General features: G+C 40.3%; 10 protein-coding genes, 1 tRNA gene and 1 pseudogene. 7 read left to right on the plus strand and 5 right to left on the minus strand.

Translation table 11 applies throughout. The annotated features are described in order from the left end of the window. Positions 1-10 precede the first annotated feature (10 nt). Positions 11-787, plus strand: coding sequence for a hypothetical protein (locus QUE35_RS11105; protein ID WP_031258443.1), 777 nt, complete (start codon positions 11-13; stop codon positions 785-787). A gap of 34 nt (positions 788-821) precedes the next feature. Then, a complete protein-coding gene (locus QUE35_RS11110; RefSeq protein ID WP_009319013.1) occupies positions 822-2,291 on the plus strand; it encodes a sodium:solute symporter in 1,470 nt (489 codons plus the stop codon). A gap of 85 nt (positions 2,292-2,376) precedes the next feature. Here QUE35_RS11110 and QUE35_RS13710 read toward each other — a convergent pair whose 3' ends face one another. Next, positions 2,377-3,024, minus strand: a complete 648-nt coding sequence (locus tag QUE35_RS13710; RefSeq protein ID WP_044261564.1) for a GDSL-type esterase/lipase family protein — start codon at positions 3,022-3,024, stop codon at positions 2,377-2,379. A 75-nt stretch (positions 3,025-3,099) separates the two neighbouring features. Beyond that, positions 3,100-4,665 (minus strand): annotated as a pseudogene (locus QUE35_RS11115) (exo-alpha-sialidase); the annotation flags it as partial. 431 nt (positions 4,666-5,096) lie between these two features. On the opposite strand from QUE35_RS11115, the gene QUE35_RS11120 reads away from it, so the two are divergent. The 3 genes from QUE35_RS11120 to QUE35_RS11130 are packed head-to-tail and all read left to right on the plus strand — an operon-like array spanning position 5,097 to position 8,562. Further along, positions 5,097-6,662 carry a DUF4836 family protein gene (locus QUE35_RS11120; RefSeq protein WP_081705637.1) on the plus strand — a complete coding sequence of 522 codons (1,566 nt, stop codon included), beginning with the start codon at positions 5,097-5,099 and terminating at the stop codon, positions 6,660-6,662. 12 nt (positions 6,663-6,674) lie between these two features. Next, entirely contained in the window at positions 6,675-7,322 is a 648-nt protein-coding gene (locus QUE35_RS11125) for an ATP-binding cassette domain-containing protein (protein WP_022600842.1), read from the plus strand. 49 nt (positions 7,323-7,371) lie between these two features. Continuing rightward, a complete protein-coding gene (locus QUE35_RS11130; RefSeq protein ID WP_031258439.1) occupies positions 7,372-8,562 on the plus strand; it encodes a transporter in 1,191 nt (396 codons plus the stop codon). Between the two features lie 14 nt (positions 8,563-8,576). Here the strand turns inward: QUE35_RS11130 and QUE35_RS11135 are convergent, their stop codons facing one another. After that, entirely contained in the window at positions 8,577-10,007 is a 1,431-nt protein-coding gene (locus tag QUE35_RS11135; protein ID WP_022600840.1) for a CCA tRNA nucleotidyltransferase, read from the minus strand. Positions 10,008-10,372: 365 nt separating this feature from the next. Here QUE35_RS11135 and QUE35_RS11140 point away from each other — a divergent pair. After that, positions 10,373-10,446 (plus strand) — tRNA-Asp (locus QUE35_RS11140). A gap of 75 nt (positions 10,447-10,521) precedes the next feature. Here the strand turns inward: QUE35_RS11140 and QUE35_RS11145 are convergent. Then, positions 10,522-11,655 carry an AbiH family protein gene (locus QUE35_RS11145; protein WP_022600839.1) on the minus strand — a complete coding sequence of 378 codons (1,134 nt, stop codon included), beginning with the start codon at positions 11,653-11,655 and terminating at the stop codon, positions 10,522-10,524. A 97-nt stretch (positions 11,656-11,752) separates the two neighbouring features. Continuing rightward, positions 11,753-11,944 carry an N-6 DNA methylase gene (locus tag QUE35_RS11150; RefSeq protein ID WP_218918430.1) on the minus strand — a complete coding sequence of 64 codons (192 nt, stop codon included), beginning with the start codon at positions 11,942-11,944 and terminating at the stop codon, positions 11,753-11,755. A gap of 400 nt (positions 11,945-12,344) precedes the next feature. On the opposite strand from QUE35_RS11150, the gene QUE35_RS11155 reads away from it, so the two are divergent. After that, positions 12,345-18,011 carry an alpha-2-macroglobulin family protein gene (locus QUE35_RS11155; RefSeq protein ID WP_022600838.1) on the plus strand — a complete coding sequence of 1,889 codons (5,667 nt, stop codon included), beginning with the start codon at positions 12,345-12,347 and terminating at the stop codon, positions 18,009-18,011. Positions 18,012-18,128 lie beyond the last annotated feature (117 nt).

Here is an 18,128-nt window from a genome sequence, read left to right on the forward strand (position 1 = left end):
ATTATGATCTGTGAAAGACAAGACGAAAAATAAATTATGTGGTATAGCGGGGACGGTGTTATTCCATCTCCTGTTATTTCTTATGTTGTTTTATTTTACTTTTCCCCGTCCGGAGATTCCGGATGAGGCAAGCGGTGTTTTGGTTCAGTTGGGAACAATCGATGAGGCGAGCGGGACTTTTCAACCCGAAATGAGCGGGCAGAACGTTGCTGATGCGATGGAGGCCGAGATACCGGATGAAGCATCCGAAGAATCTATCACACAGGATATAGAGGAGAGTGTGGCTGTCCCGGATAAAAAGAAAGAGGAGAAGAAACAGCCTGAGCCCGAGAAAAAAACACAACCGAAGCCTGAGGTAGATAATAGAATTAAAAATCAAGTGGCCAATGCTTTCAGTAAAGGGAATGCCGGATCTAATCGAGGAACATCGGATAGGGGTTCTGGAGCAGAGGGAAGCCCTAACGGAAATAGTACTACCGGTGCTAAACACGGTTCTCCCGGTTATGGGGATTATGATTTGGGAGGTCGAGGTTTAAAAGGGGAATTGCCTATTCCTCAATATGACGCCAGTAACGATGAGGGAACGATCGTTGTTTCGATATATGTCGATGCTCAGGGAAAGGTGACTCAGGCTGCGGCTACGCCGAGCGGCAGTCGCGGAACGGCATACGCCAATCTTACGTTACGGGCAAGAGCCGAAGCGGCTGCACGGAAAGCTGTTTTTGAAAGAAAACCGGGTGCGGTTACCGAGAGGGGAACGATTACTTATTATTTCAGACAAAATTGATTTAGGGTAATTTCGGCCTTTATTACGAGAAAGAATGAACGGTACGGTTATTTTACTTATTATTGTCATCTATTTTGCTTTTCTGATGCTTATATCGCATTTGACCGGGCGTAAAAGCGATAATGACACATTTTTTTTGGGAGGGAAACAATCTCCTTGGTTTTTGGTTGCGTTCGGAATGATCGGTACATCTATCTCCGGAGTGACGTTTGTTTCTGTTCCCGGTATGCCGTTGAGTATCGACATGACTTATTTGCAGACCGTTTTGGGGTTTACGGTAGGATATCTCGTTATTGCAAAGATATTGTTGCCGCTTTATTATAAGCTTAATCTTACGTCTATTTATACATATCTTGAAAAGCGTTTCGGTCGAAATGCTTATAAAACCGGGGCATCGTTTTTCTTGCTTTCTAAAATCATAGGTGCAGCTGCACGTCTTTACATTGTCGTACTTATTTTACAACGTTTTGTGTTCGATGCATGGAATGTGCCTTTTGTCGTTACATCGACTGTGATCGTTGCGCTTATTTGGCTCTATTCCCACAGAAGCGGAATAAAGACGATTGTTTGGACGGATGCTCTGCAAACAGCTTTTTTATTGGGAGCTTTAGTGTTGATAATTTGGCAGTTGACCGATAAGATGCAGCTCGATTTTCCCGGAGTGGTGAATACGGTCAGGAACAGCGGTATGGATCGGATATTTGTTTTTGATGATTGGCAGACAAAACAGAATTTTTTTAAGCAATTTTTCAGCGGCATATTCATAACGATTGTTATGACGGGGCTCGATCAGGATATGATGCAAAAAAATCTCTCTATACGGACCTTGAAGGCTTCTCAGAAAAACATGTACTTTTACGGAGTCGCTTTTCTTCCGGTAAATCTTTTGTTTCTTGTTTTGGGGATTTTGCTGATTACGTTTGCCGGTCAGCAGCAAATCGCTATACCTGCTCTGAGCGATGAAATGCTTCCGCTTTTTGCTACGCAATATTTAGGATTTCCGGTGCTGTTGTTTTTCTGCATAGGAATTATTGCGGCTGCTTTTTCCAGTGCCGACTCGGCATTGACGGCTCTCACCACCTCGTTTTGTGTCGATATTCTCGAGGTCGGGAGATATCCGGCCTCAAAAGCGGTATTATGGCGTAAGCGGGCGCATGTTTTCATTTCGTTGCTTTTTGTCATTATTATTTGCGTGATCAGGGCTGTGAATGATAAAAGTATTATCGATGCTATCTATATGATAGCGGGTTATACTTACGGTCCGTTGCTCGGTCTTTTTTCTTATGGACTTTTCATGCACGGAAATCCTCGGGATAAATGGATTCCTTACATCGCTTTGTTGTCTCCGGCTCTTTGCTTCGGTCTCGATTTCTTGTTGAGAGAATTATATGGTTATAAACTGGGATATGAGATGCTGATGATAAATGGGGCGTTGACATTTGCCGGGCTTTATCTGGTCGCTTTGGGTAGAGACGGGAAAAAGAGCCTCTGTCCGGAATCTTGATATTCGGAAGATATAAATATAAAAAACCGGAAACAAATCTCGTAATATTCATTTCCGGTTTTATTTAGAAAATTTAAACAGATACTTACTCTTCTACATAAGGTTTTATAAGATCTCGCCACATGGCATAAGCCGGTCCTAATAAATGTAGTCCGTCATTGGTATATTGAATATTCATTTTGCCTGAAGAGTTGGCAAAAAGGGAGTAAACGTCGACATAGGTCAGTTTATTTTCCTTTGCGATTTTTTTCAGTTCTTCATTGATCGGGACAACTATTTGCCAGCGGGATGTGTGTTCCTCGAATTTCCCGAAATAGTCGTTTACAGGCAGTAGACTTTGTAAATATAATTTCGTTTTGGGAGAAACTTTTTTGATCTTTTTTACTAATTTGTCGATATTCCCGGTAATTTCTGCGATGCTGTGACCTTTAGAAATATCGTTTATGCCTGCCATTAAAAATATTTTGGATGGCTTCCCTTTCAGAATTTCGTCTATGCGATCATTTATGCCATTAATGACGTCTCCGCTTATTCCCCTGTTTTTAATATTTTTGTTTTTAAGAAGTTCGTGCCATTCGCAGCCGTTTGTGATACTGTTTCCTAAAAAAACGATGTCTTTGGACGTGATTGGCAATATGTCGAATAAAGACGCACGTTGATAATAATAGGTAGAATATCGGGGTAGAGCATATCTGTCAGTGCCGTTCGTGATCCAATCTAATGAGAACCGCATAAAATACAGGCTGAATCCGTCTTCTCCCGGTAGATTTTTGTCCCATTTGCCTTCCTCGACGACAATGCCGATCGTTCCGTCCGGTAATACGGTCATTGTAGAATAAGCAGAATAGCCCGGACATATCGTTTTCTTTATAGGCCAGGTCGCTCCTTCATCATAACTGACAGCTATAGATACGTTTTGCCGTATTATTGTGTCATTGGGGAGAGAATGCAGAATACAGGATTTGTTTCTTAGCCCGAGAATCGATGCATAGTTAAGTATGTCTCCGTTACATGCAGGCTCTTTTAAATCGGTGTTTTTCGAAGCTTTCGACCAATTGACCCCCCGGTTTGTCGAAATACTGAACGTGCGGTTTTTAGGACTGCGAATGCTCATCATTATATTGCCGTTGTTCAGCTCTACCAGTTTGGCCTCGTCTCCGGCAGATGTGGCTGCATTTTCTGATACGGCCCATGTTTTGCCACCATCATCGGAGTAGCATGCATAATTTGATAAATTGCCGCCCCATGGTCGTGTATCAGGAGTTCGTACGGCAAGGACGAACATCAAGCGTCCGTCTTTCAGTTGTAGGCCTCGTCCGGAAGCGGCAAAAGCTCCGTGCCAGTTACGGCGTACGGGGTCTTTACATTCCGCGCCGTATATTTGCGAGGTAATATCTTCGGTAGGACTCCATGTCTTCCCGTTATCTTTGCTGCGTGACAACCCTATACGGATAGGATCGGATGCGGTAGATTGCCATAATCCTTGTCCGAAGGCATAGATACACAGAATATCTCCCGTTTTTTTATCTACGATCAATAGCGGATCTCCATATCCCTTTGAATCATCATCAGCTCCGGCTACAATCGATGTGGCCGACCAGGTTTTCCCTTTATCCTCACTGCGTTTGGCGACAATGTCTATATGTGAGGGCAAGTCGTTCAATTGCGTCCATCTTTTGTCTGCGACCATGATCAAAGAGCCGTCTGCGGCTGTTGCTAAAGCGGGAATACGATAGTATTTCGAACCTTCATCTCCGGGAGCGAAAAGCAGTTTACGTTCCAGAATGATTTCTGTTGTTCCTCCGGCTTCATTTTGCGATAGCGTACAAAATCCGATAGTCGATTCTAAAGACAATAATCTGATGTTTATACAGTTTCCTTCATAAGCATTGTTTCTTACCGAAGCTACGATATAGAAATAATTGTTACCCGAAGAGAGCGGTTTGTCAAATGCGATATGAATATTATCGGATGAAATGTCGGTAACAGAGGCGCATAACGTTGCCGTCTCCGGTTTAAACCGGTCGTCTGTATTTTGACTGTAAATTTTTAGTGCAGTAATATCTGTTATGTTCGTAGATCCTTTGAGATCGATATTTATGCCTTTTAGCCGGTGCGGATTTTCTGTATCGGTAGTTCTGACGTTGAAAGACAATATCGCTTCGGAAGAGCCCCTTCCGACCAAAGTAGCGGTTCGTTTTAACGTGACATCACAAATTGCAGATGGTCGATTGCTTTGTGTACACTCCGTTGGTCGGGTGGAATATTCTTGTCCGACCGACAGATATTCAGGTATTGCATTACAGTAAGTCCCGGAGAAACCTTGTGTAGAAAACAAGCATAGACATGCGAATGTTAAAAATCTGTTCATCATAGCATTAAATCTGATATATTATTGCAAATATACAATAATGATTAAATTTTTAAAGAGAAATATTTTGTTTTTTGCATTTTATTAATCGAAACGGATATTTCCGATAAGTTCTGTTTGTAATATTTTTCAATATTTATTTATTATGCTAAAAGATTGCATTTCGATGAGGAAATACTACCTTTGCAATAAGGGTCGGCTTGAATTTTGCTCAGGTCTGGTATGAATGTTTCTTTCAGGGGTGTTCTGTTGTTTTTATGAAGATGATGACGGATTATCAGACGAGCGAAAGGGAGAAAACAGTCATGGAAGGAAACGCAAAAATAACTTGATAGTGTTTTCTTATCGGAAAATCTGGACGGATTCTAAGGCTATCGAGATTTTAGAGAACTTGAAAACGGGATTGAATGTTATAAGACTAAAAAAATAAAAATATGAAAAATCGGATCTCTTTTACAGGCTTGTGCGCACTATTGTGTACTTTTTTATTTTTGTTCTCATGTAGTGAAAAATCGGAATATATGCAGACTATTCCTTCGGATGCCGCTTTTGTCATGACATTTGATATGAAGTCTTTATCGGAAAAAGGAGATGTTGCCGATTGGATAAAGTCAGAAAAAAACGCATCTCTTTTTAACGCTTTTAGCAGCGGTATGGGTGAAGGAACTGTGAAACTTTGGAAAAAGATACAAGAAGATCCGGAAATCTCAGGACTTTCTTTTACGGATAATTGGGTCTGTTTTGCTGCCGGAGAGACAAATCCTGTACTTTGTATTTTAGCCAAGATTTCCGATGTCGATAAATGGAGGGAAGTTATGAAGGCTATGGAGGCTGAAGGTGTTGCGACTCCGATATCGAAGGAGGACAATGTAGAAAGTTCTCTTATCGGTCAGAGAGCCAAATGTCTTTTTGACAAAAACCGAGTGTTGTTGTTAATAGGACAGGATGCGACAGGTATTTTGGAGAGTAAAACGGCGGCCGGATGGTTTACGCAAAAGAAAGAGAACAGTCTTCTGTCGAATGGAGAATTTTCTGCTTTTTTGAAGGAACGAAAAGACGTTAATTATTGGTATCGCATGGGGGCTCTGCCGGTATTTTTCCGTTCGGTATATAGCGCTTATTTGCCGGATGGGATTTTGTTGGGATCACTTTACTCGATCGGGTATTGTGATTTTCAAAAAGGAAAAATCGAAGTAACATCCGGATTGCGTTCTGATGATAAAGATTCGATGAAGAAACTGGAAGAAATTTTTAAGATGGGAGGAAAGCAGTCCGGTAAGTTCTTGAAACAAATTCCGGCAAATGCTCTTTATGCTGTCGGCATGAATTTGGATGGGCAAAAGTTGTATAAGTTTCTTTCGGCATTGCCCGGGCTCACCCAGACACAGATGAATGCAATTCAGAGTGAAGATACAAAAAAAATAATAAGTTCTATCGATGGAGATCTGTTATTATCTGTGATCGGTTTGTCCGGAAACGCATCCGGATTTATGGGGACTGCAATACCAGATGTGGCTGTTTTTGCCCAAGTAAATGATGATTATGCCGTAGAGTTGATAAAACGTAATTTGGGTATATTGGGAGTAAAAGAGATCGGGAAAAACCGTTATAAACTGAGTATGGGAGAAGCATCGTTATATTTCGGGTTGGAAAATAAGAAGAATTTTTTCATTACGAACAGTACGCAAGTGTTCGAGAATATTAGCAACGGTATGCCGGAGTCTTTGGCAAATACTCCTTATGCTTCGGCTTTTGATAAACAGTTTTATAGCCTTGTTATTAATATGAAAGAAGGAATCGCTAACCTTATGCCGATGGTTATGGGCTCTTATTCTTCAAGACAGTATGTTTCGTTATTTGAACAATGTCCTTTTACTTATTTGAGCGGTTCAGGCAACGGAACGAATGGCAATATTGAAATATTCTTGTCTGATGACAGTAAGAATGCTTTTGCTGCTATTCTTGACTGGATAACGGTTGTGGCTTCACAAGAGAGGTAGTCGTATTTTCTTATGGAAAGAATTATTTTAAAACAAGTACTTCCCCATGTCTTTTCGGAGAGTGGGGATGTTCTTGATTCGGACGTCTGGAAAAAAGACGTAACATTAGAGAGAGGTCAGGTTTATCTGATAGAGGCTGCTTCGGGCACGGGAAAGTCTTCGTTTTGCAGCTATTTGTACGGTTACCGGGACGATTATTCCGGGCAGATTTATTTTGACGATCAAGATATAAGGCGGTTGTCTGTGTCCCGGTGGATCGATCTTCGCCGTCATTCGTTAAGCCTTCTTTTTCAAGAGCTTCGACTTTTCCCTGAATTGACGGCTTGGGAGAATGTCATGATAAAGAATAATCTTACCGGTTATAAAAATGATAAGGAGATAGAAGCCTTTTTCGAGCAGCTCGGAATAGCCGATAAGAAAAATTCTTTGGTCGGAAAGATGTCTTTCGGACAGCAGCAACGGGTTGCTTTTATCCGAGCGTTGTGCCAACCGTTCGACTTTATTTTTTTGGATGAGCCGATCAGTCATTTAGATGAGGAGAACGGTCACATTCTCTCTTCTATTTTATTGAAAGAGGCAGAGAATCGGGAGGCCGGTGTAATTGTGACATCCATCGGCAAACATTTGGATATAAGGTATGATAAGGTACTGAGGTTATAGGGGGTGTTACGGCTGCATGAGTATATAATTAAAAAATGGTTTTGAAATTATGGTGTGGAAACTCTTGAGACGGCATCTGAGCATAGTCCAATTTGTAGGATTCTTTTTGGCAAACCTTTTAGGTATGTTCATTGTGCTTCTCAGCATTCAGTTTTATCAAGATGTGAAGCCTCTTTTTTCACAAGAAGACGGTCTTATGAAAAAAGAGTATATGATCTTGTCCAAGCGGGTCAGTACGTTGGGTTCTCTTGTAAAAAAGAGTTCGGGCTTCACTTCGGAAGATGTTGACGAAATTAAGAACCAGCCTTTTGTGAAAAATGTCGGAGCTTTTACTCCGGGACATTTTAATGTATCTGCGGGAGTCTCGATGGCCGGAGGCATGGGGATGAGTACACAGATGTTTTTCGAGTCAGTTCCCGATGCCTATATTGATGTAAAATTTGCCGATTGGCGTTTTGATGAGCGGTCAGATTTTCTTCCGATAATCCTTCCTCGTAATTATTTGAATTTATATAATTTCGGATTTGCCCAGTCTCGGAATCTTCCGCAACTTTCCGAAGGGGTGTTGGGTTTGGTCAATGTGGATATCCATATTTCGGGAAATGGAAAAAGCAGATCTTTTAAAGGGAACATCGTTGGTTTTTCCAATCGACTTAATACGATTTTAGTGCCGGACAGATTTATGCAATGGGCAAATGGAGAGTTCGGAAACAGAGAAGTGAAAGATCCTTCTCGCTTGATAGTGGAAGTCGGTAATCCGTCTGACGAGCGAATTGTGACTTTTTTACAAAAGAAGGGTTATGAAACCGAAGGCGGAAATCTGGATGCCGGAAAAGCTACTTATTTTCTCAAGATCGTCACGGGGCTGGTCATTGCAATCGGTCTGTTGATTACGGCATTGTCATTTTTTATTTTGATGCTGAGTATTTATTTGCTGTTGCAGAAGAATACACGGAAATTGCAAAACCTGTTATTGATCGGTTATACTCCTGCACAAATATCCCGTCCTTATAGGATGCTTACGATAATGCTGAATTTGTCGGTTTTTCTTTTTTCGTTGCTTGCCGTGTGGGGAAGTAGGGGATATTATACCGACTTGCTTTCCCGTATGTGGCCCGGATATGAGCCGGGATCGTTTTTGCCGACCGTCTTTATCGGGTGCGCTCTTTTATTGGCCGTATCGTTTTTTAATTGCCGTGCAATATATCGAAAGGTCATGAGCTTGTGGCGGATAAAATAATGATTTCAGGGTGTTTATTTTGTTGGTTTCAGACCTTTGGAAGCGGCAAAGTCGAGCATGAAGCGAAAAGCGGCATCCCTTTCGTTCGGGATAATACCATCGAGAATAGCGTCTTTGATGGCGCTTTTTATATCTCCGACCTCCCGGCAAGGTGTCAATCCGAAAATATCCATGATCTCTTCACCGCTGATCGGGGGCTGCATATTTCTTATTCGATCTTTTTCCTCTATCTCTTTCAGTTTACCTCGTACCAGTGTGAAATTGTCTAAGAATTTTTTTACTTTTTCTTGATTTTTAGATGTAATATCCGCTTCACAAAGGGTCATGAGCTCCTCTATATCGTTACCGGCGTCGAATAATAGACGCCGAACGGCAGAATCGGTAACTTCTTCTTCGGCCAATACAATAGGACGCATGTGCAAGTCGACCATTTTCTGGACAAATTTCATTTTGTCGTTCAATGGCAGTTTCATACGTCGGAAAATACCCGGAATCATTTTGTAACCGATAAAATTATGGTTATGAAAAGTCCATCCTGATTTTTTGTCGTACCGTTTTGTTACCGGTTTGGCAATATCATGTAATATGGCGGCCCAGCGTAGCCATAAATTATTACTTTTCTTTGCAACATTGTCCAGAACGGTCAGTGTGTGATAGAAATTATCTTTATGTCCCCGACCGTCGATGGTTTCTATTCCTTTGAGCGCATTCAGCTCGGGGAAAATTAAGGGCAATAGTTTCGATTTGTCCAGTAATATAAAACCCGTAGAGGGTTTTGAAGATGTTACGATCTTATTTAGCTCATCGATGATTCGTTCTTTTGAAATGATCTCTATACGTTTACGGTTTCGCTCTATTGCAGCGAAAGTTTCTTTTTCGATAGAGAATTCTAATTGGGTGGCGAATCGTATGGCCCGCATCATGCGTAACGGATCGTCACTGAATGTAATATCCGGATCTAAAGGCGTGCGGATAATACCTGCTTTCAGATCTTCCATTCCATTAAACGGATCGATCAACTCTCCGAAATGTTCTTTATTCAAGCAAATCGCTAATGCGTTTATTGTGAAATCCCTACGGTTTTGATCATCGCAAAGAGTACCGTCCTCTACGATCGGTTTGCGTGAATCATGGGTGTAAGACTCACGGCGAGCTCCGACAAATTCTACTTCGATATCTTTGTACTTGACTTGTGCCGTACCGAAGTTTTTAAATACCGATAGTCGAGCCGACTTTCCCAATTTCTCGGCGAAAGTCGTTGCCAATTCGATACCGCTTCCTACGGTAACGATATCGATATCTTTCGAATCCCTTTCCAGAAAAATATCACGAACATATCCTCCGATAACATAGCAAGGGAGGTTCATCTCGTCTGCGGTCTCGGAAATCTTCGGGAAAATAAAATGGCTCAAATGTTTTTTTTGCAGGGCAATGTCAAGTAACATCTTTATTAAGAATCTGATTTTTCGATTGCAAAAATAGCTATTTTTATCGATCTGCCGAAAAGCCTTCTGATTTATTCTCGTTTGCTCTGATGTCGAGGATATTCGTTGCGACCGAAGAGACAGGGTAAAAGGTCTCTTGTTATTATGAAATTAAGGCTGAGTATTTCTTAATAAATCTTTTTGTTGAAAAATTTAGACGCCTCTAAGCTTCTGTAAACTTATCGGTTATGAGTTGAACTATAGAATTGTCGCTTTATTAAAGGAATTATGAAGGTAAAAATTTTCATTAAACTATTGCAGAATAAAAAAAAGTATCTATCTTTGCAAACGCAAAAGGGAACAGGAGAGTTCCTTATGACAAAAATGGTGCGGTAGTTCAGCTGGTTAGAATACATGCCTGTCACGCATGGGGTCGCGGGTTCGAGTCCCGTCCGCACCGCGAAAGAAAAAGCTCTGATTCTGTAGAGAGTCAGAGTTTTTTTATAATAAAGTTGAATATATTTTTTAGGAGTGGTTATTTGATTTTCTGTTCCTTTTGTGGTAATGGTTTGCAAAACTCTTTGTTGACAACCCTATCTCTCATTAATTTCATATTGGTGAAATTTCTACTTATATTTTGAACAATTTCCAGATAATTGTCCGATCCATTAGCCTTTTGGTAGTAGAAAGGTTTTATAGATATACAATTTTTGTGTTCGAATAATGTGTTAAGTAATGTTCGGTCTGAATTTCCGCAAGAGTGCCCCATGATATATACTTGGTATGGGGTATGTTCGATAAACTCAAGGAGTTTCCGGTAACGGTCAGATTCTAAGTATCGTATTGATTTGATGTTTTTTAAAAAAGTATTATCGTTAAGTTTGAGTAGATCTTTATAATCGTCATCTAATTCATCTCCGTAGCCGAAAATTATACTTTGAGGATGTGTTAGTTCTCCGTGAATGTGATTTATAATGAAATTTGAAGTCGAGCTAGTGTTGATATCTGCAGTTTTTGTATAGTTGAAATTCAAGAGCATTATTTGACTTGGTTTACATTCATTCAGTTTTATATCTTGCGACTCTTTATAAAACTTAGAAGCCCCTTCGATAGAAATGTCTTTTGCATCAAAAGGTTCGGTAATTATATTTTCTATTTCAGGATAAATATTATTGTTATTATTTAATTGATTATTTTGAATTTCGACTAAGTATTCTATTAGCAATGATTTGATGAGTTCTAATTCGCTATTTAATTTTTCAGGAGTATCGTATCCTTGGGGACATTCATTTTGAGCAAATGATCTCAAAATGTTGTAAAATTCGTTTTCTATATCCACCCATCCTTTAGTGTCGATGGACCGACACACTTTTTCCATAAAAGGAGTCTGTTTAACTATATAATAATTAGGTTTATTTTTTATACAATCGATAACATTTTTTCCTTTTGGCGGATTTAAAATTGATATTTCCCTCTGAATAAAATTATTCCATTTAAAAAACTCGTCTCTTAACGTGAACGAGCACAATTCGTCGGATTCCGTATTTTTGAAGCTTTTTCTTAATGTCTTAAACCATCGTTCCCAATACCAATCGATAAAATCTTTGTATCTGGTCGGAAGTCCGTGTGCTAAATCAAAACCATTGCCTATGAGGATTATTCTGTTCATCTTTGTTCACGTCATTATTGCATTTATTGAATCGGAGGTAGTCCCAGTTCTTCTAAAAAACGATTATGTTTGGCTTTGGCAATCTTAATATCTTCTTCTATTTTTTTAGTTGTTTGTGAACTTCAGCCAAGTTAACGGGGATTTCTTCTTTGGCTATACTTACGTAACGAGATATATTCAGATTATAGTCATTATCAATGATCTCACACATAGAGACAGAACGAGAGTAACGTTCTGTTTCTTTTCTGTATTGGTAAGTTTCTACAATTCCATATCTATTTGATTCCATGTTTGTCAGCCATTTTTTTGTTTTGGGGGTTATACATTAGTTTTATCTTTGTTTACAAAGATATAAAATGCTGCATTATATAATAAGTAGAGAATAAGAAAAACTCTTTCTTTTTGTTCGGAATTACTCAAATAATAATTTATTATATTAGCGCTGTTGAGTAGTAAGACAAAAATATACACTCGAAAAAACTCTCTAATATGATCTGTGTAAAATCGGATAGTTTCTAATTTTTTCGATAAGAAATTATATATCCCGGACATTTTCAGACATATATTCGGTAATGAGTAGGATAATATAGTTAATGTTTTGTAATTATCTTTTGGCTTTTCTTAATTAACGGTTACCTTTTAGTTATTATATTTGTAGTATGACAGATAGGTTAGGAGGGCAATGTATTATGAAAAAGTTTATTCTTGTTTTTTTATGGGTAATCGGGGGGATATGCACAGTTTTCTCTCAGGGGATTACGAAAAATGAGGTTGTTGCTATGCGGAACAAAACGGCGAAACCGCGTACGGCTTTGGTTGAAGCTGATGAGAATTTGAAGAATGCGATACAAGAAGAGAACAATCCTTTGATAGCAAAGTATCTGCTCGAATATGTGCATTATCAGTTACTGATTTCACGAGATAGTTTCCCTTCGTTGATACGGTTTGCCGAACATTTGAGGGAGTCTTCTACCGATTCGGTGCAACGTGCCGTGCTCAGCTCTATTGAGGCTCAGATGATCTTTGATTATTATGAGAATACTCGGGGGGTATTGGAGAATGGTGTTCTGACAGATGTAGCTCCCGATCTTGCGAAGATCGATGAATGGGATAGAGCAGCTTTTGTAAGAAAGATATCCGATCTGTTGCAGTCTTCCGTCAAACCGGCAGAAATTTTACATAAAACTTCTACTCAGATTTATAAGGAAGCTCTGGATACTGATAAAGATTGGGAAATATTGACCCCAACCATGCTCGACTTTTTGGCGTACCGTGCAATAGATATATATGAGGGATTATTGTCGAATCCGGTGCTTCCTCTTATTCTTGAAGAGCCTTTGTTGAAAGAATTGAATATGCCGGCGGCGGATTTTGTAAACTATCCGTATTTCCCTGAGAAATATCAGTTGAGACATCAGATAATTGCCGTGTATCAGTTGTTGTTGAGATTTTCCGATCCGGGATCGCCCTCTTACCTTATAGCTGATTTGAAACGGTTGAAGTTTTTACAGGATAACAACTCCGGGGTTGAATACCCTCAAAAATTAGAGAATCTACTGAATGTTTATAAAGATAGTCCCTATTCGGTAGAAATAGCGATAGATTTATTGGATTATTATAGTCGGATATGGAATACATCTCCCGAAACCAAAGCCTATCTGGTAAAGTTATCTGATCGGTTGATTTCCCGTTTCCCGGAATATCCCCGTTTGGATTGTCTTAAATCTGAACGAGATCAATTGACGGCGTATAGCTTCAATCTGAATATGGGTCAGGTTTTATATCCGGGAGAACCGCATACACTCTCTTTTGAGTATAAGAATATCAAGCAGCTTTATTTGACGTTGTATCGTACGGAGGGTAATGACAGCATACTGCAATTTGCAAATACTTTGCATTTGAGTGATACGTTGAGTTTGGCAGATCGTACCGGGAAATGTGTTCTTCCGGCACTGAATAACGGAGAGTATTTCTTGAGATTTTTTTCGGAAGAGAAAGCTGATCTTGGAAAAATCGGTTTTTATGTTTCCCGCATCTACGCGGCGACTTTAGCTCCGACAGAAAAAGAGACTCTCGTTATCTTGACTGATTCTAAAAGCGGAAAACCGTTATCCGGGATTCCGGTAAAATTGTTTCGTTCAGATTCTGAGGATTCTTATGTGAATACGGTAAAGGCAGATCGTTTGGGTTTGGTTCGTTTGGGTGAGAAAGATACGGTAATGTATTTTAAACCCGAAATGAAGAATGATGTTTATTATCCACTTCAGAACTTGAGATACGGATATTGGAGCGGTGATGCGGATACGGAACGTGAAATGATTTCTCTCTTTACCGACCGTTCTGTTTATCGTCCCGGACAGACACTTTATTTTTCCGGAATTGATTATCGGGTGGGAGAAAAAGTCGGGACAGTCGTGCCTGACGGACGTTATACAGTCGTTCTTTCGGCTCAAGGTAAAGATATTGCTCGTTGTACGGTTCAAGGCGACTCGTTCGGTTCGTTTACCGGATCTTTCGTGCTTCCTTCGGATATGGTAAACGGATATTGCCGGATTAGGGTAGAAGGTCGTAACGAAAGTTTATCTGTACAAGTGTCGGAATATAAAAGACCCACTTTCCGTATTTTATTCGAGCCGGTAAAGGATGCCGTATCTTTAGGGCAGGTGGTCTCGGTTAACGGCAAAGTCATCAGCTTTTCGGGAGTTCCTGTTTCGGGAGCGGATGTTTCTTATACGGTGCAACGTCTTGCGAACAGTTGGTGGAGAAATAAGGGTGAACAGATAGCTCAAGGGGAATTGTTTACGGGAGAAGACGGTGAGTTTACTCTCCGATTTGTTGCTCGGAAAAGCGATAAGGATGTGTTGAAAACCGGAACTTTTTATCGATTCAGGATTGATGTGAATGTAACATCTGCTAATGGTGAAACGCAATCTCAATCTTATTGGGTGACGGTGGGAGAAAGTCCATTGTCGGTGCAGATGGAAGTTCCCGAAATGATTGACAAGAATGCGCCCAATCCGGTCAAGTTCAGGATAACGAATATGGCAGGGATGCCGGTTTCGGTGAAATGTAAGTATATATTATATTCGATGTATGGTTTGGAAAATCCTATATCGAAGCATGATATTATAAGTGCCGATTCGTTGAAAGTGCGGATGCAGGTAGAAGAAAAGAGTTTCGTGTCGGATAATATTCCTGCTTTGGAAAGTTGGAAAAAATTGCCTTCGGGCATATACCGTCTTGTACTTCAGGTGACGGATACTAATGGAAACTTGGTTATCAGAAATGCCGATTTTGCTTTATATAGTATGCAAGATAAAAAGCCTCCGATAAAAACGTATGAATGGATACCTGAAGATTTGTATCAAGTTTCGGACGGAGAGTCTGTCGATGTCATATACGGGACTTCTATCAAGCAGGCATACGTTTTGTATAATTTATATGATGGATTTCGGTTGGTAGACTCCCGGAGAGTAAAAATATCGGATAAAAATTACCGATTCCCTGTTTTATATAAACCGGAATATGGTGATCGTCTTAAGCTTTTCGTATCTTTTATAAAAGAAGGATGTTCTTATAACTCTGTGATAAATATACATCGGAAAAAGCCGGATATGAAATTGTCGATAACGACTTCTACTTTCCGGGACAGAACAGTTCCGGGCAGTCAAGAGTCTTGGAGCTTTACAGTGAAGGATGCATCGGGGAAGCCCGTTTCGGCACGCTTTATGACCGAGATGTTCGATGCTTCTTTAAATGAGATAATGCCTCATGATTGGAGTTTCAGACCGGTATATAATCCGATAGATTATGGCCTGTTTTTGCGGGATATAGGCGGGCGGAATATCTGGAAATCCGAGCAGATAAGCACTTCTTGTTTTCCGCTTTATTTCGGAAGGTTTGTTTATTCAACTATTTACAGAAGAATGACCTCTTTGACTTTTGCGACACAGATGAATACAATGGCAAAAAGTCGGCCCTATATGTCTGTTGAAGATGTAGCAGCTCCTGCTGTCCCGGAGGATGCGGCCGGTTCTGGAAATTTAGAGCAAACACCTGTGCAATATCGGCGGAATTTCAATGAAACGGCATTTTTTTATCCTCAATTGACAACAAATGAGCAGGGAGAAGTGTCTGTTAAATTTACGATTCCCGAAAGCAATACCGAATGGCAATTTCAGGCGTTGGCTTATACGAAAGATCTGAAATACGGTTCGTATAAAAATAATGTGATCTCTCAAAAACAGTTGATGGTAGCCCCGAACATACCTCGTTTTGTGCGTAGAGGAGATGAGGTTTCGATTGCTACATTAATGCAGAATATATCAGATCGTTTGATGAGCGGCGGTTTCACATTCGAGTTGTTCGATCCATATACTGATAAAGTGTTGGAACAGAAAAAGCAGGAGTTTATTCTTGAAGCCGGAAAATCAAAATTGGAGAGTATGGATTTTACAGTTCCTGAGGGGTTGGATGTGTTGGGTATCCGTGTAAACGCGGTGACTCCCGGAGTAAGCGATGGAGAACAGCATATTATTCCGATATTGCCGTCGCGGACGTTGGTGACGGAGGCTGAACCTTTTGTGTTGAAAGGCGGGAAGGAAATAAAAAACATACGGATGCAAGGACTTTCTGATGATGCAGAGGAAAATTATCGTATGGTATTGGAGTATACGGCTAATCCACTTTGGTATGTAGTGCAGGCTCTTCCTCAATTAAATGAAGTTTCGGGTACCGACGTTATTAATATTACGGCCGCTTTATATGGCAATACGGTCGCTTCGGTTTTAGCTCGCAATAATCCTGAGATCGTTTCGGCATTACAGACTTGGAAAGTTAAAAATGAGACCGGTTCATCTTTAGCATCTCCTTTGGAGAAAAATGAAGAGTTAAAATCTGTATTGATTTCAGAGACGCCTTGGGCGTTGGATGCACAAAATGAAACGGAACGATTACAATCACTTTCCGGTTTGTTGGATGTTGCCCGTGCTGAGCAGTTGCAAAATAAAGCATTGGAATTGCTTCGTGACTTGCAGAAGCCCGAAGGCGGCTGGGGTTGGATGAAAAAAATGCCGGTTAGTTTCCTGATGACGGTTAATACTTTAGAAGGTCTGTCTCGCTTGACGAAATTAGGCGGAATACAATATGACGAGGCTTCTAAATATATGCAGATGCGGGCGATCAATTATTTGGATAGTTGCATTATTTTGGATCAGGAAAGGAGGAAAGCTAATAAGTCGGGTGTGGTATCTAAATATGGCAAGCTTCTTTATGTATATGTGAGAAGCAGCTATCGGGATATGCCGTTGGCGAAAGCGCTGAGCGCTCATAAAGAGATCATCGAGTATATAAAGAGGGAGTGGGTTTCTTTCTCTTTGTACGAAAAAGCTGTTGCCGCAGTATCATTGTATCGTTACGGTTTTACCGCTGAGGCCAAAGAGATATTGGAGTCTTTGCGAGAATATTCTACAACGACAGAGGAGCTGGGTATGTTTTGGCAAAATAATAAGTCGTCTTATGCTTACAGAAATAGTGCAATACAGGTACATACTGCAATAATGAATGCTTTTGCAGAGATAGATCCGAATTCAAAATCTGAGTTGAATGAGATGAAACGTTGGTTGATTATGCAGAAACAGACACAGAATTGGGGATCTGTGCCTTCGACGATAGATGCTGTCAATGCAATATTGAATACCGGAGACTATATGTTGTCAGCATCGAGAAATACGGTAAAAATCACATGGGGGAAAACCGTTTTAAAACCGGAGATTACGGATGGTTTCACCGGATATGAACGGTATATCCGTCAGGGAGCGGAGATTACTCCTGATTTGGCAAATGTCGAAGTATCGGCCGATCAGAAACAACCTTCATGGGGAGCGTTATACCGACAGTATTTTGCCGATTTTACACAGATACGAAATAAGGCGGTCAAAGGTTTTTCTATCGATAAGCAGTTTTTTGTGGAACAAATGTCGGGAAAAGAAAAAGTGTATGAGCCTTTGAATAAAGTAACGCTGAAGAGCGGAGATAAGGTCAATATCCGTTTGATAATAAGGACAGATCGTGATTTGGAATTTGTCCATGTAAAAGATCAACGTCCTGCATGTTTCGAACCGGTCGATCAGTTGTCGCGTTACGAATGTAAAGACGGAGTTTGCTATTATCAGGAAACAAAAGATGCGGTGACGAATCTCTATTTCGATTTTCTTCCGAAAGGTACTTATGTAGTTAGTTATGATGTGTGGGCCGATCGTCCCGGAAGTTATCATAACGGTATTTCTACAATACAGTGTCTGTATGCTCCTCAGTGGGTTGCCAATACAAAAGGGCGTATGATAATCGTGAAGTGAAATTGGTAATCGCATCGGAATCTACGAGAGTCGTTTAGTTTGAGAATCTATATAAATTTTACACGAACAATTTGGAGGCATATAAAAGTCCTGCCGGTAAGAATTCTTACCGGCAGG

Source organism: Coprobacter fastidiosus (assembly GCF_030296935.1).
Lineage (GTDB): Bacteria > Bacteroidota > Bacteroidia > Bacteroidales > Coprobacteraceae > Coprobacter > Coprobacter fastidiosus.

What these genes read in the sequence shown, in the direction of transcription:
- QUE35_RS11150 (WP_218918430.1), bottom strand. Translation starts at nt 11,944, where the DNA reads ATGGAATCAAATAGATATGGAATTGTAGAAACTTACCAATACAGAAAA.
- QUE35_RS13710 (WP_044261564.1), bottom strand. Translation starts at nt 3,024, where the DNA reads ATGCGGTTCTCATTAGATTGGATCACGAACGGCACTGACAGATATGCT.
- QUE35_RS11145 (WP_022600839.1), bottom strand. Translation starts at nt 11,655, where the DNA reads ATGAACAGAATAATCCTCATAGGCAATGGTTTTGATTTAGCACACGGA.
- QUE35_RS11120 (WP_081705637.1), top strand. Translation starts at nt 5,097, where the DNA reads ATGAAAAATCGGATCTCTTTTACAGGCTTGTGCGCACTATTGTGTACT.
- QUE35_RS11110 (WP_009319013.1), top strand. Translation starts at nt 822, where the DNA reads ATGAACGGTACGGTTATTTTACTTATTATTGTCATCTATTTTGCTTTT.
- QUE35_RS11155 (WP_022600838.1), top strand. Translation starts at nt 12,345, where the DNA reads ATGAAAAAGTTTATTCTTGTTTTTTTATGGGTAATCGGGGGGATATGC.
- QUE35_RS11125 (WP_022600842.1), top strand. Translation starts at nt 6,675, where the DNA reads ATGGAAAGAATTATTTTAAAACAAGTACTTCCCCATGTCTTTTCGGAG.
- QUE35_RS11135 (WP_022600840.1), bottom strand. Translation starts at nt 10,007, where the DNA reads ATGTTACTTGACATTGCCCTGCAAAAAAAACATTTGAGCCATTTTATT.
- QUE35_RS11130 (WP_031258439.1), top strand. Translation starts at nt 7,372, where the DNA reads ATGGTGTGGAAACTCTTGAGACGGCATCTGAGCATAGTCCAATTTGTA.